This window comes from Mesorhizobium sp. M5C.F.Ca.ET.164.01.1.1, assembly GCF_004792125.1.
GTDB classification, from domain to species: domain Bacteria; phylum Pseudomonadota; class Alphaproteobacteria; order Rhizobiales; family Rhizobiaceae; genus Mesorhizobium; species Mesorhizobium wenxiniae.
Genome location: NZ_SRTG01000006.1, coordinates 61,041 through 85,430 on the forward strand (window position 1 = coordinate 61,041; position 24,390 = coordinate 85,430).

The 24,390-nt window shown below is 62.8% G+C and carries 25 protein-coding genes; 14 read left to right on the plus strand and 11 right to left on the minus strand.

Annotated features, from left to right (window positions below; all coding sequences use genetic code 11):
* Positions 1–24: 24 nt before the first annotated feature.
* On the minus strand, positions 25–2,097 hold the full coding sequence (locus tag EN807_RS25920; RefSeq protein ID WP_135937222.1) for an EAL domain-containing protein: 2,073 nt from the start codon (positions 2,095–2,097) through the stop codon (positions 25–27).
* A gap of 290 nt (positions 2,098–2,387) precedes the next feature.
* Here EN807_RS25920 and EN807_RS25925 point away from each other — a divergent pair, with 290 nt between their 5' ends.
* Together EN807_RS25925 and tdh are read left to right on the plus strand one after the other, a co-directional pair.
* Entirely contained in the window at positions 2,388–3,575 is a 1,188-nt protein-coding gene (locus tag EN807_RS25925) for a glycine C-acetyltransferase (RefSeq protein ID WP_135937223.1), read from the plus strand.
* A 52-nt stretch (positions 3,576–3,627) separates the two neighbouring features.
* Complete coding sequence (tdh, locus tag EN807_RS25930; protein WP_135937224.1) at positions 3,628–4,662, plus strand: L-threonine 3-dehydrogenase; 1,035 nt, start codon at positions 3,628–3,630, stop codon at positions 4,660–4,662.
* Positions 4,663–4,666: 4 nt separating this feature from the next.
* On the opposite strand, the gene EN807_RS25935 is transcribed toward tdh, so the two are convergent.
* Positions 4,667–5,104: a MarR family transcriptional regulator gene (locus tag EN807_RS25935; protein WP_029354053.1), complete on the minus strand. Its 438-nt coding sequence runs from the start codon at positions 5,102–5,104 to the stop codon at positions 4,667–4,669.
* A 135-nt stretch (positions 5,105–5,239) separates the two neighbouring features.
* On the opposite strand from EN807_RS25935, the gene hmgA reads away from it, so the two are divergent.
* The 5 genes from hmgA (at position 5,240) to EN807_RS25960 (ending at position 9,678) form a co-directional block, all read left to right on the plus strand.
* Positions 5,240–6,553, plus strand: a complete 1,314-nt coding sequence (gene hmgA, locus EN807_RS25940) for a homogentisate 1,2-dioxygenase (RefSeq protein ID WP_135937225.1) — start codon at positions 5,240–5,242, stop codon at positions 6,551–6,553.
* Positions 6,550–7,422 carry an MBL fold metallo-hydrolase gene (locus tag EN807_RS25945; RefSeq protein WP_135937226.1) on the plus strand — a complete coding sequence of 291 codons (873 nt, stop codon included), beginning with the start codon at positions 6,550–6,552 and terminating at the stop codon, positions 7,420–7,422. Before hmgA ends, EN807_RS25945 begins: the two co-directional genes overlap by 4 nt.
* A gap of 2 nt (positions 7,423–7,424) precedes the next feature.
* Positions 7,425–7,766, plus strand: a complete 342-nt coding sequence (locus EN807_RS25950; protein WP_135937227.1) for a hypothetical protein — start codon at positions 7,425–7,427, stop codon at positions 7,764–7,766.
* 17 nt (positions 7,767–7,783) lie between these two features.
* Positions 7,784–8,797: a fumarylacetoacetate hydrolase family protein gene (locus EN807_RS25955; RefSeq protein ID WP_135937228.1), complete on the plus strand. Its 1,014-nt coding sequence runs from the start codon at positions 7,784–7,786 to the stop codon at positions 8,795–8,797.
* Between the two features lie 344 nt (positions 8,798–9,141).
* Entirely contained in the window at positions 9,142–9,678 is a 537-nt protein-coding gene (locus EN807_RS25960; RefSeq protein WP_135937229.1) for a DinB family protein, read from the plus strand.
* Between the two features lie 17 nt (positions 9,679–9,695).
* Here the strand turns inward: EN807_RS25960 and hppD are convergent, their stop codons facing one another.
* Positions 9,696–10,808, minus strand: coding sequence for a 4-hydroxyphenylpyruvate dioxygenase (gene hppD, locus EN807_RS25965; protein ID WP_135937230.1), 1,113 nt, complete (start codon positions 10,806–10,808; stop codon positions 9,696–9,698).
* Positions 10,809–10,950: 142 nt separating this feature from the next.
* Here hppD and EN807_RS25970 point away from each other — a divergent pair, with 142 nt between their 5' ends.
* The gene (locus EN807_RS25970; RefSeq protein WP_135937231.1) at positions 10,951–11,418 is read left to right on the plus strand and encodes an Lrp/AsnC family transcriptional regulator; all 468 of its coding nucleotides are present in this window, start codon (positions 10,951–10,953) and stop codon (positions 11,416–11,418) included.
* Here the strand turns inward: EN807_RS25970 and EN807_RS25975 are convergent.
* From EN807_RS25975 to aztA, 6 genes are all read right to left on the minus strand, one after another.
* On the minus strand, positions 11,415–11,753 hold the full coding sequence (locus EN807_RS25975; protein ID WP_029354037.1) for a TIGR01244 family sulfur transferase: 339 nt from the start codon (positions 11,751–11,753) through the stop codon (positions 11,415–11,417). The genes EN807_RS25970 and EN807_RS25975 overlap by 4 nt on opposite strands.
* Positions 11,754–11,830: 77 nt before the next feature.
* Positions 11,831–12,268: a DUF6691 family protein gene (locus EN807_RS25980; protein WP_135937232.1), complete on the minus strand. Its 438-nt coding sequence runs from the start codon at positions 12,266–12,268 to the stop codon at positions 11,831–11,833.
* A 5-nt stretch (positions 12,269–12,273) separates the two neighbouring features.
* On the minus strand, positions 12,274–12,696 hold the full coding sequence (locus EN807_RS25985; protein WP_135937233.1) for a YeeE/YedE thiosulfate transporter family protein: 423 nt from the start codon (positions 12,694–12,696) through the stop codon (positions 12,274–12,276).
* Between the two features lie 134 nt (positions 12,697–12,830).
* On the minus strand, positions 12,831–13,769 hold the full coding sequence (gene aztC / locus EN807_RS25990) for a zinc ABC transporter substrate-binding protein AztC (protein WP_135937234.1): 939 nt from the start codon (positions 13,767–13,769) through the stop codon (positions 12,831–12,833).
* Positions 13,770–13,789: 20 nt separating this feature from the next.
* Entirely contained in the window at positions 13,790–14,665 is an 876-nt protein-coding gene (gene aztB / locus EN807_RS25995; RefSeq protein WP_135937387.1) for a zinc ABC transporter permease AztB, read from the minus strand.
* Positions 14,665–15,459 carry a zinc ABC transporter ATP-binding protein AztA gene (gene aztA / locus EN807_RS26000; protein ID WP_135937235.1) on the minus strand — a complete coding sequence of 265 codons (795 nt, stop codon included), beginning with the start codon at positions 15,457–15,459 and terminating at the stop codon, positions 14,665–14,667. The genes aztB and aztA overlap by 1 nt, the downstream gene beginning before the upstream one ends.
* A 224-nt stretch (positions 15,460–15,683) precedes the next feature.
* On the opposite strand from aztA, the gene EN807_RS26005 reads away from it, so the two are divergent.
* Positions 15,684–16,028: a RidA family protein gene (locus tag EN807_RS26005; protein ID WP_135937236.1), complete on the plus strand. Its 345-nt coding sequence runs from the start codon at positions 15,684–15,686 to the stop codon at positions 16,026–16,028.
* 163 nt (positions 16,029–16,191) lie between these two features.
* On the opposite strand, the gene hutC is transcribed toward EN807_RS26005, so the two are convergent.
* Entirely contained in the window at positions 16,192–16,938 is a 747-nt protein-coding gene (gene hutC, locus EN807_RS26010) for a histidine utilization repressor (RefSeq protein WP_135937237.1), read from the minus strand.
* Positions 16,935–18,287: a formimidoylglutamate deiminase gene (locus tag EN807_RS26015; protein WP_135937238.1), complete on the minus strand. Its 1,353-nt coding sequence runs from the start codon at positions 18,285–18,287 to the stop codon at positions 16,935–16,937. The genes hutC and EN807_RS26015 overlap by 4 nt, the downstream gene beginning before the upstream one ends.
* 100 nt (positions 18,288–18,387) lie before the next feature.
* Between EN807_RS26015 and hutI the strand changes: the two genes are divergently transcribed.
* The 5 genes from hutI to EN807_RS26040 are packed head-to-tail and all read left to right on the plus strand — an operon-like array spanning position 18,388 to position 24,286.
* Positions 18,388–19,623: an imidazolonepropionase gene (hutI, locus tag EN807_RS26020; protein ID WP_135937239.1), complete on the plus strand. Its 1,236-nt coding sequence runs from the start codon at positions 18,388–18,390 to the stop codon at positions 19,621–19,623.
* Positions 19,620–21,164, plus strand: coding sequence for a histidine ammonia-lyase (hutH, locus tag EN807_RS26025; RefSeq protein WP_135937240.1), 1,545 nt, complete (start codon positions 19,620–19,622; stop codon positions 21,162–21,164). Before hutI ends, hutH begins: the two co-directional genes overlap by 4 nt.
* Positions 21,161–21,979 (plus strand): N-formylglutamate deformylase, encoded by an 819-nt coding sequence (gene hutG, locus EN807_RS26030; RefSeq protein WP_135937241.1) that lies wholly within the window; start codon positions 21,161–21,163, stop codon positions 21,977–21,979. Before hutH ends, hutG begins: the two co-directional genes overlap by 4 nt.
* 40 nt (positions 21,980–22,019) lie before the next feature.
* On the plus strand, positions 22,020–23,690 hold the full coding sequence (gene hutU, locus EN807_RS26035) for a urocanate hydratase (protein WP_135937242.1): 1,671 nt from the start codon (positions 22,020–22,022) through the stop codon (positions 23,688–23,690).
* Between the two features lie 8 nt (positions 23,691–23,698).
* Positions 23,699–24,286, plus strand: a complete 588-nt coding sequence (locus EN807_RS26040) for a HutD family protein (RefSeq protein ID WP_135937243.1) — start codon at positions 23,699–23,701, stop codon at positions 24,284–24,286.
* Positions 24,287–24,390 lie beyond the last annotated feature (104 nt).

Sequence of the window (24,390 nt, forward strand, 5' to 3'; positions counted from 1 at the left end):
CGCAGCCTTGTCAAGGTTGGCGCCTTAGGCCAGGCTTCCCCGCAGCACCGTCAGCCTGGCTTTCTTCGGCGCCCGCGCGACCAGCCATTCGCGTGCCTCGTCCTGCGGCATCGGGAAGGCAATGGAATAGCCCTGCACCTGGTCGCAGCCGATCGCCATCAGCGAATCGAGCTCGGCCTCGGTTTCTGCGCCCTCGGCGACGATTGAGATGCCGAGACCGCGGGCGAGTTCGGTGATGGCTCGCACGATCTTGGTGTTGTCGCCGTTCTCATTGATGTTCTGGACGAAGCGGCGATCGATCTTCAGCCGGTCGATCTCGTTCGGGTTGACGTGGCTGAGCGACGCGTAGCCGGTGCCGAAATCGTCGAGTTCGAGATGAATACCGGCGGCGCGGATGTGCCGCAGCTTTGCTGCGATGCCGGTCTTCTCGTCGTCGAGAATGACGGATTCGACGATTTCCAGCGAAAGTTTTTGTGGCGGCAGGCCAGTTTTTTCCAGCACGCCGAAGAGGAAGGCGTCGAAATCGGGCTCACGCAATTCGGAGCCGGACACATTGACGGCGAGCCGTCCAAAGGCGACGCCGGCGCGGTTCCACGCTGCCACCTCGCCGATTGCCTTGGCGATGACAATGCGGCCGATCGCGGGCATGAGTCCGCATTTTTCGGCGACGGGAATGAACTCGCCCGGTGCGATCATGCCGCGTTCGGCATGTTCCCAGCGAACCAGCGCCTCGATGCCGCCGATCGTACCGTTCGACAACGAAACCTGTGGCTGGAAATAGACCTGGAACGCCTTCTCCGCGATCGCGATCCTAATGTCATGCTCGAGATGCTTGCGGTAATCGAGTTCATGCCGCAACTCCTCGGAGAAGAATGAGATACTGCCGCCACTCTGCTTCTTGGCGGCGTGGAGCGCGAGGTCGGCATGGACGAGCAGATCTTGCGCATTGTCGGCGTCGATCGGATAGACGGCGACACCGGCGCTGGCGCCTGGAAGGATGGTCGTGCGCTGGAAGACGATCGGTTCGTTGATCTGCGTCAGGACGCGCCTAGCGACCATGTTTATGTCCTCGGTTCCGCCGGCACCATTGAGGATCATCACGAACTCGTCGCTGCCAAGACGCACGCAGAGATCCGATGCCCGGCAGGAATCGCGCATGCGCTGCGCCGTCACCACCAGCACATAGTCGCCGGCGGCGTGGCCAAGCGTGTCGTTGATCTGCTTGAACCGGTCGAGGTCGAGGTGGACCGCCGCAAGCCGCTCTCGCCGACGCTGTGCCCCCTTGATAAGCGTATCGAAATGGTCGGTCAGGAAGGTGCGGTTGTGCAGGCCGGTAAGGCCGTCATGCACGGCGATGAAGGCCATGGAATTGCGGGCATCGATCAGTTCATGCGTCTTGCGCAGAATGGCGTTCGACATCGGCCTGAAGATGAAAAGTGCCACCAGCACGATGACGCCGATGGTGGTGTAGAACAGCGTTCGATGGAGATCGAGAAGTGTTTCCGATCGCGCATCGGCATGGGCGCTGATGCGCTGGCCGAGTGCCGCATAGCCCGACAGGGTCGCATTGGCGATGGAAGCGTCGAGGTTGACGCGTTCGCCGCCGCCCTTGTAGCCGCCATTGTCGGCCATACCGAGTTGCGATTCGAACGCCGAAACCAGGCGTTGGCCGTTGGCGATAAGCCCGACCGAGAAGTAGTCGAGATGAAACGGCTTGGCGAAAAGCACGCTCTCGAGTGATTTCGGATCGAACCTTGCCGGTGACCCCGGGTCGGCGACGACTCGCTCGAGCAGAAGGTCATAGTTCCTCTCGAACTCCGCCGTGGCCTGTTTGAATGCGGTGACCAGAGCCGGTTGTTGGTTGCGCGAAGCAGCACCTGCCGCGTTGGCAAGGAAGACAATGCGTTGCGACAGAGTCTTTTGCATGCCGACAATATCGAGCAGTGTATCGTCGTGCCGCTGGGCAGCCATCATCTGCTGGAGAAGGATGAAGGAGGCCATCACCATGGCTGCAATGATCAGCAGCGCCAGCCAATAGCCGGCCTTGATCAACAATATGAGCCTGCCCGAGATGGTTTGCGCCGGTTGCTGCGACATTTTCTGGGGCGGTCCCTCTCGCCGACAGATTGTTAGGTGTGAGAACCATTGGCTTGAAAGTCTTAACAGCTCTGGAAGTCGACAGAGCTACGACAGCGGCAGCGGTGGAAAGTTCGCGAAATGGTTATCGCGTTCTTTCGCGCGGCACCTGCATTTGAACATCCGTCATTGGCGGCATTCCGGGGCGGCATTCTGGCCACTGGCCGTGGCGTCACCGAAGCGGTCGCTTTTGCGGTGGATTTTTCGCTCGCGCGGGGCGACAGTCCATTCAATCTCAACAGGGCCTGATCATGAGTGCGGCATTCCTCTCCCATATCGATAGCGAGCTTCAAGGGCTGAAATCGGCCGGCCTCTACAAATCCGAGCGGGTGATCACCTCGATGCAGTCGGCAGAGATCGAGGTGAGCGGCGAAAAGGTGCTGAATTTCTGCGCCAACAACTATCTCGGCCTCGCAGACAGCGCCGAATTGCGCGACGCGGCCAAGCAGGCGCTTGACCGCTACGGATACGGCATGGCGTCGGTGCGTTTCATCTGCGGCACGCAGGAAGAGCACAAGCAGCTCGAGGCGACGATTTCTGGCTTCATCGGCATGGAGGATACGATCCTCTACGGCTCGTGCTTCGATGCCAATGGCGGCCTGTTCGAGACGCTGCTCGGCGAGGAGGATGCGGTCATCTCCGACGCGCTGAACCACGCTTCGATCATCGACGGCGTGCGGCTGTCGAAGGCGAAACGCTTCCGCTATGCCAACAACGACATGGCCGATCTGGAGGCGCGGCTGAAGGAGGCAAGGGATTGCCGTTTTCGGCTGATCGCCACCGATGGTGTATTTTCCATGGACGGCATCATCGCCAATCTGAAGGGCGTTTGTGATCTCGCCGAGAAGTACGATGCGATGGTGATGGTCGACGACAGCCATGCGGTCGGCTTCGTCGGCAGGAACGGCCGCGGCTCGGCCGAGCATTGCGGCGTCGAGGGCAGGGTGGATATCACCACCGGCACGCTTGGCAAGGCATTGGGGGGCGCGTCGGGCGGCTATACATCGGGCAGGAGCCAGGTGGTCGACTGGCTGCGCCAGCGCTCGCGTCCCTATCTGTTTTCCAACACGCTGATGCCGGCGATCGCCGGCGCCTCGATCCGGGTTTTCGAACTGATCGGCAATGGCGATGCACTGCGTCAGCGCCTCTATGCCAATGCGGCGCACTTCCGGTCCGAGATGGGCAAGCTCGGCTTCACGCTGGCCGGCGCCGATCATCCGATCATCCCGGTCATGCTGGGTGATGCGACACTGGCGCAGGAGATGGCGGCGCGCATGCTGAAGCGCGGCATCTATGTCATCGGCTTCTCCTTTCCGGTGGTGCCTAAGGGCCAGGCGCGCATCCGCACGCAAATGTCGGCCGCCCATTCCAGCGCCGACATCGACCGTGCAGTCGAGGCGTTCGGCGCGGTCGGGCGCGAACTCGGTGTGATTTCCTGAACGGACGGAACCGAAAAGCGATTCCGGATCAAGAGATTCAAGGGACAAAAGAATGTCGAACATGATGAAGGCGCTGGTCAAGGCCAAGGCCGAGCCGGGCATCTGGATGGAAGAGGTGCCGGTGCCGGAAATCGGCCCGAACGACGTTCTGATCAAGATCAGGAAGACAGCGATCTGCGGTACCGACGTCCACATCTACAATTGGGACCAGTGGGCGCAAAAGACCGTGCCGGTGCCGATGGTGACCGGTCACGAGTTCGTCGGCACGGTCGCCGACTTCGGCGCGGCGGTCACCGAATACAAGGTCGGCCAGCGTGTTTCGGGCGAAGGCCATATCGTCTGCGGCCATTGCCGCAACTGCAGGGCGGGCAGGGGGCATCTGTGCCGCAACACGCTCGGCGTCGGCGTCAACCGGCCGGGCGCCTTCGGCGAATATCTGGCGATCCCACAGCACAATGTCGTGCCGATCCCCGACGACGTGCCCGACGAGATCGCCGCAATCTTCGATCCCTTAGGCAATGCCGTGCACACCGCATTGTCCTTCGATCTCGTCGGTGAGGACGTGCTGGTCACCGGCGCCGGGCCGATCGGTATCATGGGTGCGCTGGTGGCGCAGTGCGTCGGCGCGCGAAAAGTGGTCATCACCGACATCAACCCGGTGCGGCTGGCATTGGCGAAAAAGCTCGGCGTCCAGCATGTGGTCGACGCGTCGAAGGAAAAGCTGCGCGATATCATGCCGGCGCTCGGCATGACCGAAGGTTTTGACGTCGGCCTCGAAATGTCTGGCGCCGCACCCGCCTTCCGCGACATGATCGACGCCATGAACAATGGCGGCAAGATCGCCATTCTAGGCATCGCGCCGACCGGCTTCGAGATCGACTGGAACAAGGTCATCTTCAAGATGCTGCATCTCAAGGGCATCTATGGCCGCGAAATGTTCGAGACCTGGTACAAGATGATCGCACTGGTGCAAGGCCCGCTCGACGTCACCGGCCTCATTACCCACCGCATCGGCATCGACGATTTCCAGACCGGATTCGACGCGATGCGCAGCGGCAATTCGGGCAAGGTGGTGATGGACTGGTGAGCGCCTAATCCTTGCCCAGAGCCTCCTTGAGCGCACCCAATCCATTTGTGATCGCGGTGCGCTCGCCAGCACTGAGCTTTGCCAGCAATTCCTGCTCGAACGCCTTTGCTAGCGGCACCATCTCGCGATAGGCGGCAAGGCCCGCTCCAGTCAGCATCAGGTGCTCGATTCGGCGGTCATTTTCATCCGGTTTTCGCGTGAGCCAGCGGCGCCGTTCGAGCTCGGCGACAGCGCGCGAAACCTTGGTCTTGTGCATCGCCGACTGTTCGCCGAGCGCCGTCGCGGTCATGCTGCCGTGCTGTCCGAGGCCGGCCAACGTGCGCCATTCGGGCCGCGTCAGGCCGTGGCGATCCTTGTAAATCCTTGAGAATTCGCGGCTGACGGCATCGGCGAGCCGGTAGAGCCGGTAGGGCAGGAAGCTTTCGAGTTCCAGGACGTCCATGATTTTGTATCCCGGCAGACACCGCGGTTGATAGTTACATTTTCGATGGTTACAAATGAAACCAATTACGTCAATGCCAGCGTGCCGCAACCGTTGGAGGCGAGGAGCGCTCTGTCAGTTTCCAGGGAGGATGCCATGGCCTATTCCTACATGCCGGGGTTCGGCAACGACTTCGAAACCGAAACCTTGCCTGGCTCGCTGCCGCAGGGGCGGAATTCGCCGCAGCGGCCGGCCTACGGTCTCTATGCCGAGCAGCTTTCCGGCTCGCCCTTCACCGCGCCGCGCGGCACCAACGAGCGCTCCTGGCTCTATCGCATCAGGCCGAGCGTCAGGCACACCGGCCGCTTCAAACCAGCGAACTATCCGCTGTGGAAGAGCGCGCCGAATGTCGGCGATCACGAACTGGCGCTCGGCCAATATCGCTGGAGCCCGGTGCCGATGCCGAAGGAGCCGACCGACTTCATTGCCGGCATCCGCAGCATCACCACCGCTGGCGACGTGCTCGGCCAGACCGGCATGGCGGCTCACGTCTATGTCGCCAACCGTTCGATGGTCGACGACCACTTCTTCAACGCCGACGGTGAGCTGCTGGTCGTGCCGCAGGTCGGCAGCCTGCGCTTCGTTACCGAAATGGGCGTCATCGAATTGCGACCGGGCGAGATCGCCGTGCTGCCGCGCGGCCTCGTGTTCAAGGTCGAACTGGTCGATGAAACAGTGCGCGGCTATGTCTGCGAGAATTATGGCGCCAAGCTGACGCTGCCGGATCGTGGCCCGATCGGCGCCAATTGCCTGGCCAATCCGCGCGATTTCAAGACGCCTTGCGCCTGGTTCGAGGACAAGGAGACGTCTTGCCGGCTGATCGCGAAATGGTGCGGGCAGTTTCATGTCACCGAACTCGGTCATTCGCCGCTGGATGTGGTGGCGTGGCACGGCAATTACGCGCCCTACAAATATGATCTTGCGACCTTTTCGCCGGTCGGCGCACTGTTGTTCGACCACCCCGATCCCTCGATCTTCACGGTGCTGACCGCGCCGAGTGGCGAGGAAGGCACCGCCAACATCGACTTCGTCATCTTCCCGCCGCGCTGGCTGGTGGCCGAAAACACGTTCCGCCCGCCCTGGTACCACCGCAACATCATGAGCGAGTTCATGGGCCTGATCCACGGCCAGTACGACGCCAAGGAGGAGGGGTTCGTTCCCGGCGGCATCAGCCTGCACAATCTGATGCTGGCCCACGGGCCTGACGCGTCTGGCTTCGAAAAAGCCTCGCGCGCTGATCTGAAACCGGTCAAGCTCGACAACACCATGGCCTTCATGTTCGAGACTCGATTCCCGCAGATGCTGACCCGCTACGCCGCCGAGGTTGAAACCCGGCAGGACAACTACATCGACTGTTGGGCCGATCTGAAGAAGCGCTTCAACGGCACGCCCGAGGGCGACTGGTCTTGAGCGCTGATCCAACGCGGGATCGGCTGGTGCTTCTGGGCTCGAAGGGCGGCCCGGCGCTCCGGCCGGGCGGTCCGTGGCCGAGCTCGTCGCTGCTGGAGATCGGCGGCCGCAACATCGTCGTCGATTGTGGGCTTGGCGTGACGCGCGGGCTGGCCGACGCCGGCATCAGCCTGAAGGCGCTCGACCTGGTCTTCATCACCCATCTGCATTCCGACCATGTGCTGGAACTCGGTCCGCTGATCCACACCGCATGGACGGCGGGTCTGGCGACACCGGTCACTGTGTTCGGCCCGCCCGGCACTGGCCATTACTGGCAGCGCTTTTGCCAGGCGATGGAATTCGACATCGAGACACGCATTGTCGACGAAGGCCGGCCGGATATTCTGGACATGGTTTCGATCGTCGAATTCGGCGAAGGCCGGGTGATGGAGGAGCGCGGCCTGAAGGCTTCAGCGCTATGCGTCGACCATCCGCCGGTGACCGATTGCTTTGCGCTCCGCTTCGAGCATGCCGGACAAAGCGTCGTGTTCTCCGCCGATACGGCATTCTTCCCGCCATTGGCCGACTTTGCCAAAGGCGCCGATATCCTCGTCCACGAAGCCATGCTGGAGGAAGGCATCGAGCGGCTCGTCGCGAAAACCGGCAACGGCGCGCGGCTGAGGGAGCATCTGCTCGCCAGCCACAGTTTTGCCGGCGAGGCGGGGCGAATCGCCACCGATGCCGGGGTAGGCAGACTGGTGCTCAACCACCTCATTCCGGCCGACGACCCCGAGATTGGCGAGGCCGACTGGATCGCCGCTGTCAGGAAAACATGGGCCGGCGACTTGACGATCGCCCGCGACGGCCTTGTTGTGGGGCTTAGGGAGTGAGGATGGCCAACGACAAGCTTTGGGAAGAGGTGCGCGAATCCGAGGAGAGATCCGCGACGCAACTCTCGATGCTTCTAGAGAAGGTGCAGGATCTGCCATCTTTCGTCCGGTTGATCGACGCGCTGAGCAAGGACCGTAAGGACGCGGACCGCAAGGAGGCAACGACGCCAGCAGGACCTGATACCGGCTGGAACGGATGGAATAATGGCTCGCTGAGCACATTTCTTGAATCAGCGGTCGCTTGGTTCGAAGACAATGGGCGGGGCGACCCGGCATTTTTGGCGGGTGACAATCCCTGGAAAGCCGCAGCCAGAGTTATCTATGCCGGCAAATACTACGAGTAAACGCCCTGGGAGGACACATGAAGCTTGCCACATTGAAGGACGAGACGCGTGACGGAAAGTTGGTCGTCGTCTCGCGCGACCTGACGCGGTTCACCGATGCCTCGTTTCTGGTGCCGACGCTGCAGGCGGCGCTCGACGACTGGAGCCGGATAGCGCCGCATCTCGCCGCCATGGCGGAATCGCTGGAGAATAATGCGGTGCCGTCAGCGCGCTTTCACGAGCATGACGCCCATTCGCCGTTGCCGCGCGCCTATCAATGGGCGGATGGCTCGGCCTATGTGAACCATGTCGAACTGGTGCGGAAGGCGCGCGGCGCCGAGATGCCGGCAAGCTTCTGGACCGATCCGCTGATCTACCAGGGCGGTTCGGACGCCTTCATCGCGCCGCGTGACCCGATCCGGGCGGCCGACGAGGCCTTTGGCGTCGATATGGAAGGGGAGGTCGCCGTCATTGTCGATGATGTCCCGATGGGAGCAAGCCTGGATGAGACGCGGGCCGCGATCCGGCTGGTCATGCTGGTCAATGACGTCACGTTGCGCTCCCTCACTGCGCCAGAGCTTGCCAAGGGCTTCGGCTTCTTCCAATCAAAGCCGTCCTCGGCGTTTTCGCCGGTCGCGGTAACGCCGGACGAACTCGGCGATGCCTGGGATGGCGGCAAGGTCAGCCTGCCGCTGCTGGTCGACCTCAACGGCAAGCCATTCGGCCGGGCTAACGCCGGCGTGGACATGACCTTCGATTTTCCGGCGCTGATCGCGCATGCCGCAAAAACCCGGCCGCTGGCCGCCGGCACGATCATCGGCTCGGGCACGGTCTCCAACAAGCTCGACGGCGGCCCGGGCAAGCCTGTCTCGGCGGGCGGTGCCGGCTATTCGTGCATTGCCGAGTTGCGTATGATCGAGACCATCGAGGCCGGCGAACCGAAAACGCCATTCCTGCGCTTCGGCGACACGGTGCGCATCGAAATGAAGGACAGGACCGGACATTCGGTTTTTGGTGCGATCGAGCAGAAAGTCGAGAAATACGCAATTTGAAGCAATCCTATATCTAGCGTCATTCCGAAGCGCTGGCACGATCAGGATGCCGTACACTGCTACTTATCTCTGGTTTGTGGGAATTTGTGGCATCGCTACTGCCTGGCTTCTAATTTCGGCAATCCGACTTTGCCATCAGGTTGAGGACCGATCTGAAAGACTCCGCAACTTCGGCAGCGTTGCGCGTAGGGCGAAGCTTATTTACGTCGCTTTGAACCGGGACGTTGCAAGCGATGTTGAAACGCAAGCGCTGCGGCGTGGCATGATCGCTCGTCTGCTAGCCATAGGTGCTATCGGTATTGCTGTGAACTTGATTGCCTGGGCTGGTTGGGCGAGTATGTGACGTGGACTTGCTGGACCATATTCGCCGCATGGCGCGCAACAATCTTTGGTCGAACGACCGGCTCTATCGCGCCGTGCTGGAGCTTAAGCCTGGTGAATTCGAAGCCGAGCGAACCAGCTTCTTTCCCTCGATCAAGGCAACGCTCAATCACATCCTGGCTGTCGATCATCTCTATCTCGATTTTCTCGAGCAGGGCGGCGTTGGCGCCGCGGCCCATGACGATTTCGTGCCGTTCGATGAACCACAAGCGCTGTTTGCCGCCCAGGCTGCATCCGACCGGCGGCTGATCGCCTTTTGCGATCGTCTGTTGCCAGACGATCTCGACCGCAGGGTCATCACCGACCGGCGCGAGGATGGCCGGATACCGGAGTGGATCGGCGATTTGCTCGCTCATCTCTTCATCCACGACATCCACCATCGCGGGCAGGTGCACGCCATGCTGTCCGGCACTTCGGTGAAGCCGCCGCAGCTCGACGAGTTCTTTCTCGATTATGATCTGAAGCTGAGGAAAGAAGAGGTCGAGCGGCTGGGACTGTAAGCCACTCGACCGGCCGCCTACTCAGCTGCCTGCACCTTCAGCACGCCGCGCTTGATCTGGTCCTGCTCGATCGATTCGAACAATGCACGGAAATTGCCCTCGCCAAAACCTTCGTCGCCCTTCCTCTGGATGAATTCGAAGAAGATCGGGCCGATCACGGTTTTTGAAAAAATCTGCAGCAGGATCTTGGTCGTGCCGCCATCAACCACACCTTCGCCATCGATCAGGATGCCATGCTTTTTCATGCGCTCGATCGGCTCGTCATGGCCGTGCACGCGGGAATGGGACATCTCGTAATAGGTTTCTGGCGGGCCGGGCATGAACTTTAGCCCGTTGGCGGCGAGTCTGTCGGTGGCGCCATAGATCTCGTCCGTGCCGACGGCGATGTGCTGGATGCCTTCGCCATTATATTTCTTCAAATATTCGGCGATCTGGCTGGTGTCGTCCTTGGACTCGTTGAGAGGGATGCGGATCTTGCCGCAGGGCGAGGTGATGGCGCGGCTGACCAGTCCGGTGATCTTGCCGTCGATGTCGAAGAAGTGGATTTGCTTGAAGCCGAACAGGTCGCGATAGAAATCCCACCATTTGTCCATGTTGCCGCGATAGACATTGTGGGTGAGGTGGTCGAGATAATAGAAGCCGACGCCTTCCGGCTTCGGGTCGCGCGCGCCCAGCCACTCGAACTCGGCGTCATAGGCCGAGCCCTTCTCGCCATAAGTCTCGATGAAATAGAGCAGTGAGCCGCCGATGCCTGATATCGCCGGCACATCGAGTGCCTTGTCCTTGCCTTCATAGGGTGTGGCGCCCTTGGCGACGGCATGGTCGAAGGCATGCTTGGCGTCAACCACCCGCCAGGCCATCGAGGCAGCGCACGGCCCATGCTTGTCGACGAACTTCATCGCATGCGAGCCAGGCTCGGCATTGACGACATAGTTGATGTCGCCCTGCCGCCAGACGGTGATGTTCTTGGTGCGATGCTTGGCCACCGGCATATAACCCATGCGGGTGAAAAGCTCGGCGAGCTTTTCCGGTTCGGGATGCGCGAACTCGACGAATTCGAAGCCGTCGGTTCCGGCGGGATTGGCCTTGCTGATCTTTGCGGGCGGTGCGTCGTGCGGGAAGGGGCCCATGGCATTGTCCTCCAAAAAGCTGGCGTGGCCGGAAAAGGCCACTTCAATCCAATTATAGAGCGGAGCGGGTGCATGGTGCTTGCATTCAAACGCTTGAAATGATCAGGTGATGCGCGGACTGTGCATACATAGGAAGTAATCCATGGATAATGCGCGCGTTGACCAGTTTGACCGCAAGATAATGGCTCTGTTGCAGGGCGACGCACGGCTGACCAACAACGATTTGTCGGAACGGGTGAACCTGTCGGCGTCGCAATGTTCGCGCCGCCGCCAGAGGCTGGAGGAGGACGGCTACATCAGGGGCTATCGCGCGGTGCTCGACCGCGACAAGCTCGGCTTCTCGCTGGTCAACGTCATCTCGGTGACGCTCGCCACCCACAACCGCGACAATGCGCAACGCTTCGGCGAATTGGTGGCGCGGCTGCCGCAAGTACAGGAAGCGCACGCGCTGACCGGCGAGATGGACTATATATTGAAAGTGGTGACGCCCGATCTGAAATCTCTCTCGGAATTCGTCAACGGCGTGCTTCTGCCGCACGAATCCGTGCAGCATGTGAAGACGGCGATCGTGCTCGAAACGCTGAAGGAAACCGGCGCGCTGCCGATCTAGCCCTTCGACTGCTGGATCAGCCCATAAAGGTTGGTGCAGCGGGCGCCGGAACGGCAATAGGCGAACACCGGGCCTTCGAGTTCGTCGAGCGCCTCGGCCTGGTCCTCGACGTTTTCGGCCGTGATCTGGCCGCTGATCACCGGGATGTAGCGGAAGGCAAGCCCGGCTCCCTCCACTGCTGCCTTGACAGTGTCGGCCGATGGCTGGCCGGGTTGCTCGTCGTCGGGCCGGTTGCAGATCACGCTCTTGAAGCCGGCGTTCTTGATGGCGGCGACGTCCTCGGGCTGGATCTGGCCGGAGACCGAATAGTCCTCGCTGATCTGACGGTATTCCATGGTGGTCCTCGCAATCTGGTTTGGCGGAAGTCTTGCCACTCCCCGGTGCAGCCGGCAACTGCCGCCGCTGCTGATTCCTACGCGGTTGCCGGATGGGCGAGCCGTGTTCTGGCGAACCGCGCCACGACAATGCCGGCGATCACCGCCGCGACGAAGATCGGCGTCGCCGAATAGCCAAGGCCAAGCGCCGGAATGGCGCCGCCCGGGCAGAAACCGGCAATGCCCCAGCCGATGCCGAAGACGGCGGCACCGCCGACCAGCTCTTTGTCGATGGCGCGCTTCGTCGGCAGCGTGAAGGCGGCTTCGAACACCGGTGCCTTGCGACAGCCGAACACCAGGCGATAGCCGGCGAAAGCGACGAGCAGGCCGCCGCCCATCACGAAGACCAGGCTCGGATCCCAGGTGCCGGCGACGTCGAAGAAGTTCAGCACCTTGGCCGGATTGATCATGCCGGAAACGGCAATGCCGAGGCCGAAAATCCCGCCGATGAGGGATGCCGATACGAGCTTGTTCATTGGCGTCAGCCCCCGATCACGTGGCGGATTACAAAGACGGTAGCGAAGGCGGTGACCATGAAGGTCGCGACGGCGACTATCGAGCGTGGCGACAAGCGCGCCATGCCGCAAATGCCATGCCCGCTCGGACAGCCTGCGCCGAAATGCACGCCGATGCCGACCAGGAAGCCGCCGACGACGAGGGCCAGCGTCGGGACGGGCACGCTGAAGGCAATCTGCCCGCCAGCGGCGCCGTACAGAAGTGGCGCCAGGACGGCACCGGCGAGAAATTCGGCCCGCCATCGCCAATCGAGTGAAAGCGGCGGAATTACCCCGGTCAGGATGCCGGTCATGCCGGCAATGCGGCCGTGAAACGCCATCAGGAGCACGGCCGACAGGCCGATGAGGGCGCCGCCAAGCAGCGACTGGAAAGGCGTGAAGTCTGTCATGGCAATGCCGGCTTTCGAACAGCAGTCGATCAAGCCTGTCTCAGCGGATCGACATTCACCACTGCAGATAAACATTTCCGGCGGAAAATCCAGCCGGGCTACTGTAGCCCGGCTGGATGGACTGCGCCGACCGCTCAGCTTCCGAGGATCGCGCCTTTGATCTGGGCGATGTTGTTGTGCATCAGGTCGATATAGGTCGAGGCCGGGCCGTCGGGCTGCGACAGCGCATCCGAATAGAGCGTGCCGCCAACCTTGATGCCGGTCTCGCTGGCGATCTGCTCGATCAGCCGCGCGTTGGTGATGTTCTCGATGAAGACCGCCGCCGCCTTGTCCTGCTTCACTTGGCTGACCAGCTTGGCGACGTCGGCAGCGGAAGGCTCCGACTCGGTCGAGACGCCTTCGGGGGCCAGGAAGGTGAGGCCATAGGCCTTCTCGAAATAGCCGAAGGCGTCATGCGAGGTGATGACCACGCGCTTCTCTTCCGGGATCGACTGGATTGCCGCCTGCACTTCGCCTTCGACCGCATCGAGCTTCGCGGTATAGGCGGCAGCATTGGCGTTGTAGCTGTCGCAACCCGCGGCGTCGGCGGTGCAGAAGGCGTCGGCGATGTTCTTCACATAGATCTTGGCATTAGCAATCGACTGGAAGGCATGCGGATCGGTGGCCGTTTCGCCATCGGTATGGGCGCCTTCAGCGGCATCGGCATCGGCGAATTCGGGTTTGAAGTTGATCGGCGTGACGCCCTTGGTCAGAACGGCGATCGTCGCCCTGGTGGCGCTGGCGTCGACCAGGCGCTGCAGAAAGCCTTCGAAATGCAGGCCGTTGACCAGCACCACATCCGCACTCGCCATCGCCACCGCGTCAGCCGGGCTCGGCTCGTAGACATGGGCATCGCCATCCGGCCCGACAATGGTGGTCAGATTGATGCGGTCGCCGCCGACATTTTTGGCGAAATCGGCAATGACCGTGAAGCTGGCGACCACTTTCAACGGCTCCGCGAGGGCCGATGACGCACCAAAGGCAGTTAACGTTATTACGCTCATTGCCAAGGCGGTGCGGACCGATTTCAGCATGGACAGCTCTCCTCTGTTGATCAGGCGGTTCTGTGGCGGTGATGGATAATACGGGCGCGCAGGATACCGCGCGTGCCGAACAGGATCGAGGCAAAATAGACGACGCCCGCAGACAGGATGATGGCCGGGCCGGAAGGCAGCGACACGTGATAGGACAGAAGCAGACCCGCGACGCAGGAGGAAAAGCCGATCAGCACCGCCAGCACGCACATCGGCTCGACGCGCATGGTCCAGAAGCGGGCGGCGGCCGCAGGCAGCATCATCAGCCCCACGGAAAGCAGCGTGCCGAGCGCCTGAAAGCCGCCGACCAGGTTGAGCACGACGAGGCCGAGGAAGATGAAATGCACCGGACTGCCCAACCGGCTGACCGAACGCAGGAACAGCGGGTCGAGACATTCGGCGACCAGCGCCCGCCAAAAGATGGCGAGGCTGACCAGCGTAACCAGCACGATGCCGCCGATCAGCGTCAGCGCTTCATTGTTGAGCGCCAGCACGGTGCCGAACAGCACATGCATGAGATCGACACTGGAGCCGCGGATCGACACCATCAGCACACCGATGGCCAGCGAAATCAGATAGAAGGCCGCCATCGAGGCATCCTCGCGCTGGATGGTAAAGCGCGAGACGGCGCCGGCGCCGACCGCGACGATGATGCCGGCAATCAACCCGCCGATGGTCATCGGCAGGATCTCCAGCCCATAGAACAGGAAACCGGCGGCGGCACCCGGCAGGATGGCGTGGGCCATGGCGTCGCCGGAAAGGCTCATGCGGCGCAGCATCAGGAACACGCCGACCGGGCAGGCGCCGAGCGACAGCATCAGCGACCCGGCAAGCGCCCGCTGCATAAAGGCGAAATCGGCAAACGGAGCGATGAAAAGACCGTAGAGCGTGTCCATCATGCCGCCCTCGGCCCGGAGCCGTGATTATGGTCGTGAGCGTGATCATCGTGCTCGTGGTTGTCGGGCTCGCACCAGGGCGCGTTCTCCTCCCAGGCTTCATGGAAGCGGCGCGCGCGCAACAGGTTTTCCGGCCGCAGCGTTGCCTTGGTTTCGCCCCAGGCGATCGGCTGGCGCGCCAGCAGCAGCGTCTCGGGGAAATTCTGGCGCACCAGCTCCAGGTCGTGGACAACGACCATGATGGTGCGCTCCTCACCATGCCAGCGCTTGATCAGCGTGATCAGGTCGCCGACGGTCTTGGTGTCGACGGCGTTGAACGGCTCGTCGAGCAGGATGAGATCGGCGTCCTGCAGCAGCACGCGGGCAAACAGCGTGCGCTGCAGCTGGCCGCCCGACAATGTGTCGATCGGGCGCTTTTCGAAGCCGCCGAGGCCGACGGCCATCAGCGCCTGGCTGACCGAATCGCGATCTTCCCTGGTATGGCGGCCGAGCAGCCCCCGCCGTGGCCACAGGCCCAGGGAGACCAGGTCGACGACCCTGGCCGGAAAGGAGCGGTCGAGCTCCGACTGTTGCGGCAGGTAAGCGGCGCGCACGCCGGGCGCGCGGACAACCGTGCCGGCCATCGGCTTCAACACACCGACGATGCCCTTCATCAGGGTCGACTTGCCCGAGCCGTTGGCGCCGACGACGGCGGTCAGCGATCCCCGGCGGATCGTGCCGTCGAGATGATGGATTGCCGGATGGCTGTTGTAGCCCAGTGTCAGGTCGCGGAAGGTCAGGCAGGTTTTGGTCATGTGACGATCCGTGGGACACGACTAATACGGCAGCGGCGGTTGATATGTGATGTTATTACATTAGTCAACAAGTCAATCCGGCGGAATTGCGGCGACCGGAGCAATTTGGCGTGTGCCTATTTTCGCCCCACGCCTGCTGGCTCAAGAGGATTCGCTCATGCAACCTTGCCCCCGGTGGACCGCGACTCTAAAGAGGCGCGACCCACAAAGGAAGGAAACGTCCCATGAGCATTCGTCGCATCGATGTTGGCCCGCGCATGAGCCAGATCGTCATCCACGGCAATACCGTCTATCTGGCCGGTCAGGTCGGCGAGCCGGGCGGAAACGTCGGCGCCCAGACAAGGGACATACTGGGGGCCATCGACGAATTGCTGGCCAAGGCCGGTACCGACAAGACCAAGATCCTGCAGGCGATCATCTGGCTGGCCGACATGAGCACGTTCGCCGAGATGAACGCGGAGTGGGACAAGTGGGTGCCGCAGGGCCATACCCCGGCGCGCGCCACCGGCGAGGCCAAGCTTGCCGGACCGGAATATCTGGTCGAGATCATCGCTACCGCTGCCGTCTGAGGTGCGGCTCTTAACCCTCCCCCTGAGGGGAGGGTCGGCGAGTAGTCGGAGCGAAGCGGAGATTGCGAGACGGGTAGGGTCGGCGAGGTTGCACTGACCCACCCCGCGTCACAAAATGCCGCCATGCGGCATTTCCTCCGCGACCCTCCCCTCGAGGGGAGGGTCACCCCTGCGAAGGCGTAAACCTTGCCACCAGCGTGTGGCTCTCGGCCGCATAGGTGAAACGGACATGGGTGACGGGGTGCTCGGCGCTCCATGTCCGCCGCTCGACCACCAGGCACGGTGAGCCGGCTTCGATATCGAGTGCGGCCGCAATGTGTCTGTCGGCGGTGACAGCGCGGATGCGGTGCTCGGCGGCGCTCCATGGCACGCGGGCGATCAGCCACGGCCCAGGCGCGATGACAAGAAATTCCTCGTCGGCGGCCTCGGCCACGGCGGCCAGGTTGATTAGCCGCTGTTCGTGGGCGAACGGCCGCTTGCCGGCGAAATGCCGGCATTCCAGCGCCAGCACAGGTCCGGCAGAAGCGAGTTCCAGCAAGGCGCGATCCTCCGCGCTGCTGCGCCTTTTGTGTCGCGCCACACGCTCGTAGCGATAGGGCAGGCCGAGCGCCTCCACCTCGATCCTGATGTCGTGGATTTCCAGCACCGCGGCTTGCGACTGCGGCCGCCGGACAAAGCTGCCGGAGCGGCGGCGACGCTCGATCAGCCCCGCCTTGGCAAGCTGCGACAGCGCCTTGTTCACTGTCATGCGCGAGCATTTGTACTCGGCCGTCAGTTCGTGCTCGAACGGAATGCGGTGGCCGGGCGCCCAGACGCCGGACAGAATCCGCTCGCTGATGTCGGACAGGATGCGCTGATGCAGCGAGAGAGGCTCGCCGACGTCCACATCGATTGTTCCGATCATGCTCATGCCGAAAGCGCCGTCATCACCTTGCGAAAACGCTCGGCAATGGCATCGCCCCTTGCATGCCTGCCGCCGCTGACCAGCTTCTTGCCATGCACCCAGACGCAATCGATATTGGTGCCGTTGGCGAAGATCCAGGCATCGAGCACCGCATCGCCCGTCTTGCCGGCCAGCGAGGGATGATTGCCATCGAGCGAGACGAAATCGGCCGGGGCACCTGCGGCGATCTGCGAGAGGCCTGTGCCAAGCGCGGCGCTGCCGCCGTCGAGCGCGGCATCGAACAGTGCGCGGCCGGTTGAACCGCCGGCGACCGCCAGCACGTTGCGGGCACGGTGGGCGAGGCGCTGCGAATATTCGAGCTGCCGCAATTCGTCCGGCAGGCCGATCTGCACGTTGGAATCGGAGCCGACGCCGAAGCGGCCGCCATGTTGTATGAACAAAGGTGCTGCAAAGGTGCCGTCGCCGAGATTGGCCTCGGTGATCGGGCAGAGGCCGGCGATGGCCCCGCTTTTCGCCATGGCCGCGGTCTCGGTCTCGGTCATGTGGGTGGCGTGGATCAGGCACCAGCGCTTATCGACATTGGCATTGGCGAGCAGCCATTCGACCGGCCGCGCCCCGGACCAGGCAAGGCAGTCCTCGACCTCCTTCACTTGCTCGGCGATATGGATGTGGATCGGTCCGCCCGGTACCATTGCCGCGATGTTTTCCAACTCCTCCGGTGTCACGGCGCGCAGACTGTGCGGGGCGATGCCGACGACCGCGTGATTCAAGGTGCGAACGGATTCGCGGCATTTCTCAACAAGCCGCGAGAACCGATTCACATCGTTGATGAATCGCCGCTGGCCTTCGTTCGGCGCTGCGCCGCCGAAAGAGGCATGCGCATAGAAGACCGGCAGCAGCGTCAGCCCAATGCCGGTATCGGCGGCCGCGGCAGTGATGCGCTCGGCCATCTCGGCGATGTTGGCGTAGGGCCGGCCGTCGCGGTCGTGATGCAGATAGTGAAACTCACCGACGCGTGAGAACCCGGCCTGAAGCATCTCGACATAGAGCTGGGCGGCGACCGCCTCGACCTGATCCGGCGTCATCGACAGCGCGAAGCGGTACATCACCTCGCGCCAGCTCCAGAAACTGTCGGCAGAAGGGCCGCGCAACTCGGCGAGGCCGGCCATGCCGCGCTGAAAGGCGTGGCTGTGCAGGTTCGGCATGCCTGGCAGCAGAATGGCATGGCGTTCGTCGCCGGGCCGGGGGGTGGTGTTAGGTTCGACCGTGGCGATGCGGCCTTCACTGGCGACGATCCGGGCATTGGAATGCCAGCCGTCGGGCAGAAGCACCTGTTCCGCAAAGATCGCCGTCATGTTTTTCTCTCCGATTCCCTGTGTCCCGTGCAATGATACCACTTGCAGTGCATCTCAATATGTATATACATAATCGCCGCAGATTGAAACGGAAAAGATGATGGCTGGAGAGAGCAAAGGTCGGGCAGGGGAGGTTCGCCTCTGGCGCAATGCGCGTCTGGCAACCATGGCTGACAGCGCCGCCGCACTGGGTCTCGTCGAAGACGGCGCGATCGCCGCGCGCGATGGCCTGATCGTCTACGCCGGCCCGGAAGCCGACATGCCGGCAGCGCTGGGCCAAGCAGCCGAGATTATCGATTGCGAAGGGCGTTGGATAACGCCGGGCCTGATCGACTGCCACACTCATCTGGTCCATGCAGGCAACCGCGCTAACGAATTCGAGATGCGGCTGGCCGGCGCGACTTATGAGGAGGTGACTCGAGCGGGCGGCGGCATCGTCTCGTCGGTCAAGGCGCTGCGCGCTGCCAGCGAGCACGAACTGGTTGTGCAGTCGGTGCCGCGCCTCAACGCGTTAATCGCGGAAGGCCTCACCACTATCGAGATCAAGTCGGGCTACGGGCTCGATCTTGAAAATGAGAAGAAATCGCTGCGCGCCGCGCGGCTCCTGGGCGAACATCGTCCAGTAACGGTGAGGACGAGCTTCCTCGGCGCCCATGCCCTGCCGCCTGAAGCGAAAGGCGACAAGGACGCTTTTATCGATCTGGTCGCAAACGAGATTTTGCCGGCCGTCGCTGCCGAGGGCCTGGCCGATGCGGTCGACGGTTTTTGCGAAGGCATCGCTTTTTCGCCCGAGCAGATTTCTCGCGTGTTCGACGCGGCGAAAGCGCTAAGTCTGCCGGTAAAACTCCACGCTGACCAATTGTCCAATCTGCACGGCGCAGAACTTGCGGCGCGTTATGGCGCCCTGTCGGCCGACCATCTCGAATACACTGACGAGGCGGGTGCGGCGGCGATGGCGAGGGCAGGAACCGTGGCGACGATCCTGCCCGGCGCCTACTATTTCATCCGTGAGACCAAGAAGCCGCCGATCGGTCTGTTTCGCCAGCACGGCGTCAAAATGGCGGTCGCCACCGACTGCAATCCCGGCACATCGCCGCTTACCTCGTTGCTGCTGACCATGAACATGGCGGCGACTTTGCTCGGTCTGACTGTTGACGAATGCCTTGCCGGTGTCACCCGCGAGGCCGCCCGCGCGCTGGGACTGCTCGGAAAAACCGGTACGCTGGAGGCTGGAAAATCAGCCGACCTGGCGATCTGGGATATCGACCGCCCGGCCGAGCTCGTCTACCGCATGGGCTTTAACCCGCTGCATGCCCGCATCTGGAGAGGACGATGAGCGAATTCAAACTCAAGCCGGGCAACACAACGCTGGCCGACTGGCGCGAAATCTATCGCGGCGCCGTGCCGAAGCTGGACGCTGCCTGCTGGCCGAAGATCAAGGCCAGCGCGGAAGCGGTTGCGCGGATCGTCGCCAATGGTGAGCCGGTCTATGGCATCAACACCGGTTTCGGCAAATTGGCCAGCGTCCGTATCCCCTCCGCCGACCTCGAGACCCTTCAACGCAACATCGTGCTGTCGCATGCCGCCGGCGTCGGCGAACCGATGCCGGTCGCTGTTTGCCGGCTCATGATGGCACTGAAGCTTGCCAGCCTAGCGCAGGGCGCCTCCGGCGTTCGGCCGCAGACCATTGAGTTGCTCGAAGCAATGCTGGCCAATGACGTCATTCCGGTGGTGCCGGCGCAAGGCTCGGTCGGCGCCTCCGGCGACCTGGCGCCGCTGTCGCACATGACGGCGGTAATGATCGGCGTCGGCGAATGTTTTACTCCCCATGGCAAGTTCCCGGCCAAGGTCGCCTTTGTCTCACACGGGCTGGAGCCGGTCACGCTTGGCGCCAAGGAAGGGTTGGCGCTGCTCAACGGAACGCAGTTCTCGACCGCCTATGCATTGGCCGCCCTGTTCGACGCTGAAGTGCTTTATCAGTCGGCGCTGGTCGCCGGCGCGCTTTCGACCGATGCCGCCAAGGGCTCCGACGCCCCCTTCGATCCGCGCATCCATCTGCTCAGGAAGCATCCTGGCCAGATCGAGACGGCAGAGGCGCTGCGCAACCTGATGGCCGGCAGTGCCATCCGTGAATCGCACCGCCTCGGCGACGAGCGCGTGCAGGATCCGTACTGCCTCCGCTGCCAACCGCAGGTGATGGGCGCGGCGCTCAGTGTCCTGCGCCAGGCTGCCGACACGCTGGGCACCGAGGCCAACGGCGTCACCGACAATCCGCTGATCTTCGCCGAGGACGATACCGCACTTTCCGGCGGGAATTTCCACGCCGAGCCGGTGGCTTTTGCCGCCGACATGATCGCGCTCGCTGTCTGCGAGATCGGCTCGCTGTCGGAACGGCGCATCGCCATGCTGGTCGACCCGGCGCTGTCGGGCATGCCGGCTTTCCTGACGCCGAAGCCCGGCTTGAATTCCGGCTTTATGATCCCGCAGGTGACGGCGGCGGCACTCGTCTCGGAAAACAAGCAGAAGGCCTATCCGGCCAGCGTCGATTCGATCCCGACCTCTGCCAATCAGGAAGACCACGTCTCGATGGCAGCGCATGGCGCGCGCCGGCTGATCGGCATGGTCGAGAATGCGACGGCCGTCATCGGCATCGAATTGCTGGCCGCTGCGCAAGGCTGCGATTTCCATGCGCCGCTGGCATCGAGTGCGCCGCTTGAAGCGGTGCGCAGGCTGGTCAGGGCCGAAGTGACGCATCTCGACAATGATCGGCATTTCCACCCCGACATGGAAAAGGCCATCACCATGGTGCGCAGCGGTGCGGCGGTGAGGGCGGCGATCGCGGTGGCGCTGCCGGGGATTTCTGGAGCCGCATCATGAACGAGCGCGACTGGCTTACCGTCCATGAGGGAACCGAGCCGCTGCTTGTCAGCTTGCCGCATACCGGCACCGATCTGGCTGGTTTGGAAGATCGGTTCGTTTCGCCGTGGCTTGCACGTCGCGACACGGACTGGTGGATCGAACAACTCTATGACTTTGCGGCTGATCTTGGCGCCAGCGTTGTCCGGACGTCGATCTCGCGCAGCGTCATCGACGTCAATCGCGATCCGTCAGGTGTTTCTCTGTATCCCGGCCAAACCACTACCGGTCTTTGCCCAACGGAGACGTTTGACGGCGATCCGCTCTATCGCCCCGGCTTGGAGCCAGGCGCTGAAGAGATAGAGCATCGGAGCCGTCGCTTTTTTTATCCGTATCACAGCGCAATTGCTGGAGAAGTTGCCCGGATAAAGGGCGCTCATGGCAGGGCCGTGGTCTATGACTGCCACTCGATCCGCTCGGTGCTGCCGCGGCTGTTCGAGGGCACGCTGCCGGTGTTCAATTTGGGCAGCAATGACGGCAAAAGCGCCGATCCGGCCTTGCAGGCGATGGTCGAAGAGATCCTCGCCGGAACCGGCGAGACATACGTTGTGAATGGCCGCTTCAAGGGCGGCTGGATTACGCGCAATTTCGGCCAGCCGCAGAAGAACGTCCACGCGCTGCAGATGGAACTGTCCAACCGCGGCTATATGCGCGAGCCCGAGCGCAAGGGGACGCCCGACAATTGGCCGGTGCCTTACGACCCCGCATTCGCCGCGCCGATCCGCGCCACGCTGAAGCGGATCCTGGAAAGCGCGATTGCCTGGGCCGGGCGCTGACGCTCCGCCGCGCAGCTCATTCGAAAGGAAAAGTGACGCCATGACCGATCCTCGTCATAACATCCGCGAAATCCGCAGCCCACGCGGCAGCGAGCTCAATGCTCGCTCATGGCTGACGGAAGCGCCGTTGCGCATGCTGATGAACAATCTCGATCCAGACGTCGCCGAAAACCCCAACGAACTGGTCGTCTATGGCGGCATCGGCCGGGCGGCGCGTACCTGGAACGACTTTGATCGCATCGTCGCCTCGCTGAAGACGCTTGGAGATGACGAGACGCTTCTGGTGCAGTCCGGCAAGCCGGTCGGCGTGTTCCGGACTCACACCGATGCGCCGCGCGTGCTGATCGCCAATTCCAACCTCGTGCCGCACTGGGCGACATGGGAGAAATTCCACGAGCTCGATAAGAAGGGCCTGATGATGTACGGCCAGATGACGGCCGGCTCGTGGATCTACATCGGCACGCAAGGCATCGTGCAGGGCACCTACGAGACCTTCGTCGAGGCCGGCCGCCAGCATTACGGCGGCAACCTCAGGGGCAAATGGATCCTGACCGGCGGCCTCGGCGGCATGGGCGGCGCCCAGCCGCTGGCTGCGGTCATGGCTGGCGCCTGCTGCCTGGCGATCGAATGCGATCCCGACCGTATCGATTTCAGGCTGCGCACCCGCTATGTCGACGAGCGCGCCGACACGCTCGACGAGGCGCTGGAAAAGATCGAGCGCTGGACCAGGGCCGGCGAGGCGAAATCGGTCGGTCTGGTCGGCAACACCGCCGACATCGTGCCGGAACTGGTGCGGCGTGGCGTGCGCCCCGACTTAGTCACCGACCAGACGTCGGCGCATGATCCGCTCAACGGCTATCTGCCCAAGGGCTGGTCGCTCGGCGAATGGCGCGAGAAGCGCACCAGCGACCCGAAGGCGGTCGAGAAGGCGGCGCGCGCGTCGATGCGCGAACATGTCGAGGCGATGGTGGCGTTCTGGAATGCCGGCGTGCCGACGCTTGATTACGGCAACAACATCCGTCAGGTGGCGAAGGAGGAAGGGTTCGAGAACGCCTTTGCCTTCCCGGGCTTCGTGCCGGCCTATATCCGACCGCTGTTTTGTCGCGGCATCGGCCCGTTTCGCTGGGCAGCCCTCTCCGGCGATCCCGAGGACATCTACAAGACCGATGCCAAGGTGCGAGAATTGACCCCCGGCAACACCCACCTGCACAACTGGCTCGACATGGCGCGCGAGCGTATCGCCTTCCAGGGCCTGCCGGCGCGCATCTGCTGGGTCGGTCTCGGCGATCGCCACCGGCTTGGCCTCGCCTTCAACGAAATGGTGGCGAAGGGCGAGCTCAAGGCGCCGGTGGTCATCGGCCGCGATCATCTCGATTCCGGCTCGGTTGCCTCGCCGAACCGCGAGACGGAATCGATGAAGGACGGCTCGGACGCCGTGTCCGACTGGCCGCTGCTCAATGCGCTGCTCAACACCGCCTCCGGCGCAACCTGGGTGTCGCTGCACCATGGCGGTGGCGTCGGCATGGGTTTTTCGCAGCATGCCGGCATGGTTATCGTCGCCGATGGCACGCGCGAAGCGGCCAAACGCCTGGAGCGGGTGCTGTGGAACGACCCCGCAACCGGCGTCATGCGCCACGCCGATGCCGGCTATGATCTCGCCATCGACTGCGCCAGGGAGCACCAGCTCAACCTGCCAGGCATCCTCGGCTGAACCGCGCCTTGCGCATTGTCCGGGCGGCCGAATACCGGTCTATGCCGTGGAAGAACGGCGGCGGGGTGACGACGGAAATCGCCGTCTCGCCCGCAGGTGCTGCGCTCGACGATTTCGACTGGCGCATCTCCATGGCGCGCGTCGAAAGCGGTGGGCCATTCTCCGGGTTTGGCGGAGTGGACCGAACCTTGGCCGTGCTGGAAGGCGAGGGGATCGTCCTTGATATCGCCGGCCGCCCGGTGGCTACGGTGACCAAAGCTTCCGCCCCGCTTTCCTTTCCGGCCGATGTGCCAACGCAAGCGGCGCTGATCGCCGGTTCGATCACCGATCTCAACGTCATGACGCGGCGCGGACGGATGACCCACGCCGTCGAGCGCGTGGTGATTTCGGCCCCGACCGATATCCAGTCGGCGCCCGATACTACCCTCATCCTGTGTTTTGACGGCGAAATCACGGCGGCCGGTGCGACGCCCGTCCGCATCGGGCCGCGCGACACGCTGTTGCTCGGGCCGGGCGCCCTAAAATGGCGCTTGGAGCCTGCCCGAACGGCGACGCTGTTCGTGATCAGGATCGAACGGGTTGCTGCAAACGATTAACGCCTGTTTCGAAACATGATCGCAACACCGGCGAAATATGCCGTAAGCTCAAGCCAACATCACGAAAAAGCCCGAATCCTTCCTTCGATCAAGTCTCGGCGGGA

Coding starts and splice junctions, on each gene's coding strand:
- tdh (WP_135937224.1), top strand. CDS start 3,628: ATGTCGAACATGATGAAGGCGCTGGTCAAGGCCAAGGCCGAGCCGGGC.
- EN807_RS25985 (WP_135937233.1), bottom strand. CDS start 12,696: ATGACAGACTTCACGCCTTTCCAGTCGCTGCTTGGCGGCGCCCTCATC.
- EN807_RS25955 (WP_135937228.1), top strand. CDS start 7,784: ATGAAGCTTGCCACATTGAAGGACGAGACGCGTGACGGAAAGTTGGTC.
- EN807_RS25980 (WP_135937232.1), bottom strand. CDS start 12,268: ATGAACAAGCTCGTATCGGCATCCCTCATCGGCGGGATTTTCGGCCTC.
- hutU (WP_135937242.1), top strand. CDS start 22,020: ATGACCGATCCTCGTCATAACATCCGCGAAATCCGCAGCCCACGCGGC.
- hutC (WP_135937237.1), bottom strand. CDS start 16,938: ATGAGCATGATCGGAACAATCGATGTGGACGTCGGCGAGCCTCTCTCG.
- aztA (WP_135937235.1), bottom strand. CDS start 15,459: ATGACCAAAACCTGCCTGACCTTCCGCGACCTGACACTGGGCTACAAC.
- EN807_RS26015 (WP_135937238.1), bottom strand. CDS start 18,287: ATGACGGCGATCTTTGCGGAACAGGTGCTTCTGCCCGACGGCTGGCAT.
- hmgA (WP_135937225.1), top strand. CDS start 5,240: ATGGCCTATTCCTACATGCCGGGGTTCGGCAACGACTTCGAAACCGAA.
- hutH (WP_135937240.1), top strand. CDS start 19,620: ATGAGCGAATTCAAACTCAAGCCGGGCAACACAACGCTGGCCGACTGG.
- EN807_RS25950 (WP_135937227.1), top strand. CDS start 7,425: ATGGCCAACGACAAGCTTTGGGAAGAGGTGCGCGAATCCGAGGAGAGA.
- EN807_RS26005 (WP_135937236.1), top strand. CDS start 15,684: ATGAGCATTCGTCGCATCGATGTTGGCCCGCGCATGAGCCAGATCGTC.
- aztC (WP_135937234.1), bottom strand. CDS start 13,769: ATGCTGAAATCGGTCCGCACCGCCTTGGCAATGAGCGTAATAACGTTA.
- aztB (WP_135937387.1), bottom strand. CDS start 14,665: ATGGACACGCTCTACGGTCTTTTCATCGCTCCGTTTGCCGATTTCGCC.
- EN807_RS25925 (WP_135937223.1), top strand. CDS start 2,388: ATGAGTGCGGCATTCCTCTCCCATATCGATAGCGAGCTTCAAGGGCTG.
- EN807_RS25935 (WP_029354053.1), bottom strand. CDS start 5,104: ATGGACGTCCTGGAACTCGAAAGCTTCCTGCCCTACCGGCTCTACCGG.
- EN807_RS25920 (WP_135937222.1), bottom strand. CDS start 2,097: ATGTCGCAGCAACCGGCGCAAACCATCTCGGGCAGGCTCATATTGTTG.
- hutG (WP_135937241.1), top strand. CDS start 21,161: ATGAACGAGCGCGACTGGCTTACCGTCCATGAGGGAACCGAGCCGCTG.
- hppD (WP_135937230.1), bottom strand. CDS start 10,808: ATGGGCCCCTTCCCGCACGACGCACCGCCCGCAAAGATCAGCAAGGCC.
- EN807_RS25970 (WP_135937231.1), top strand. CDS start 10,951: ATGGATAATGCGCGCGTTGACCAGTTTGACCGCAAGATAATGGCTCTG.
- hutI (WP_135937239.1), top strand. CDS start 18,388: ATGGCTGGAGAGAGCAAAGGTCGGGCAGGGGAGGTTCGCCTCTGGCGC.
- EN807_RS25975 (WP_029354037.1), bottom strand. CDS start 11,753: ATGGAATACCGTCAGATCAGCGAGGACTATTCGGTCTCCGGCCAGATC.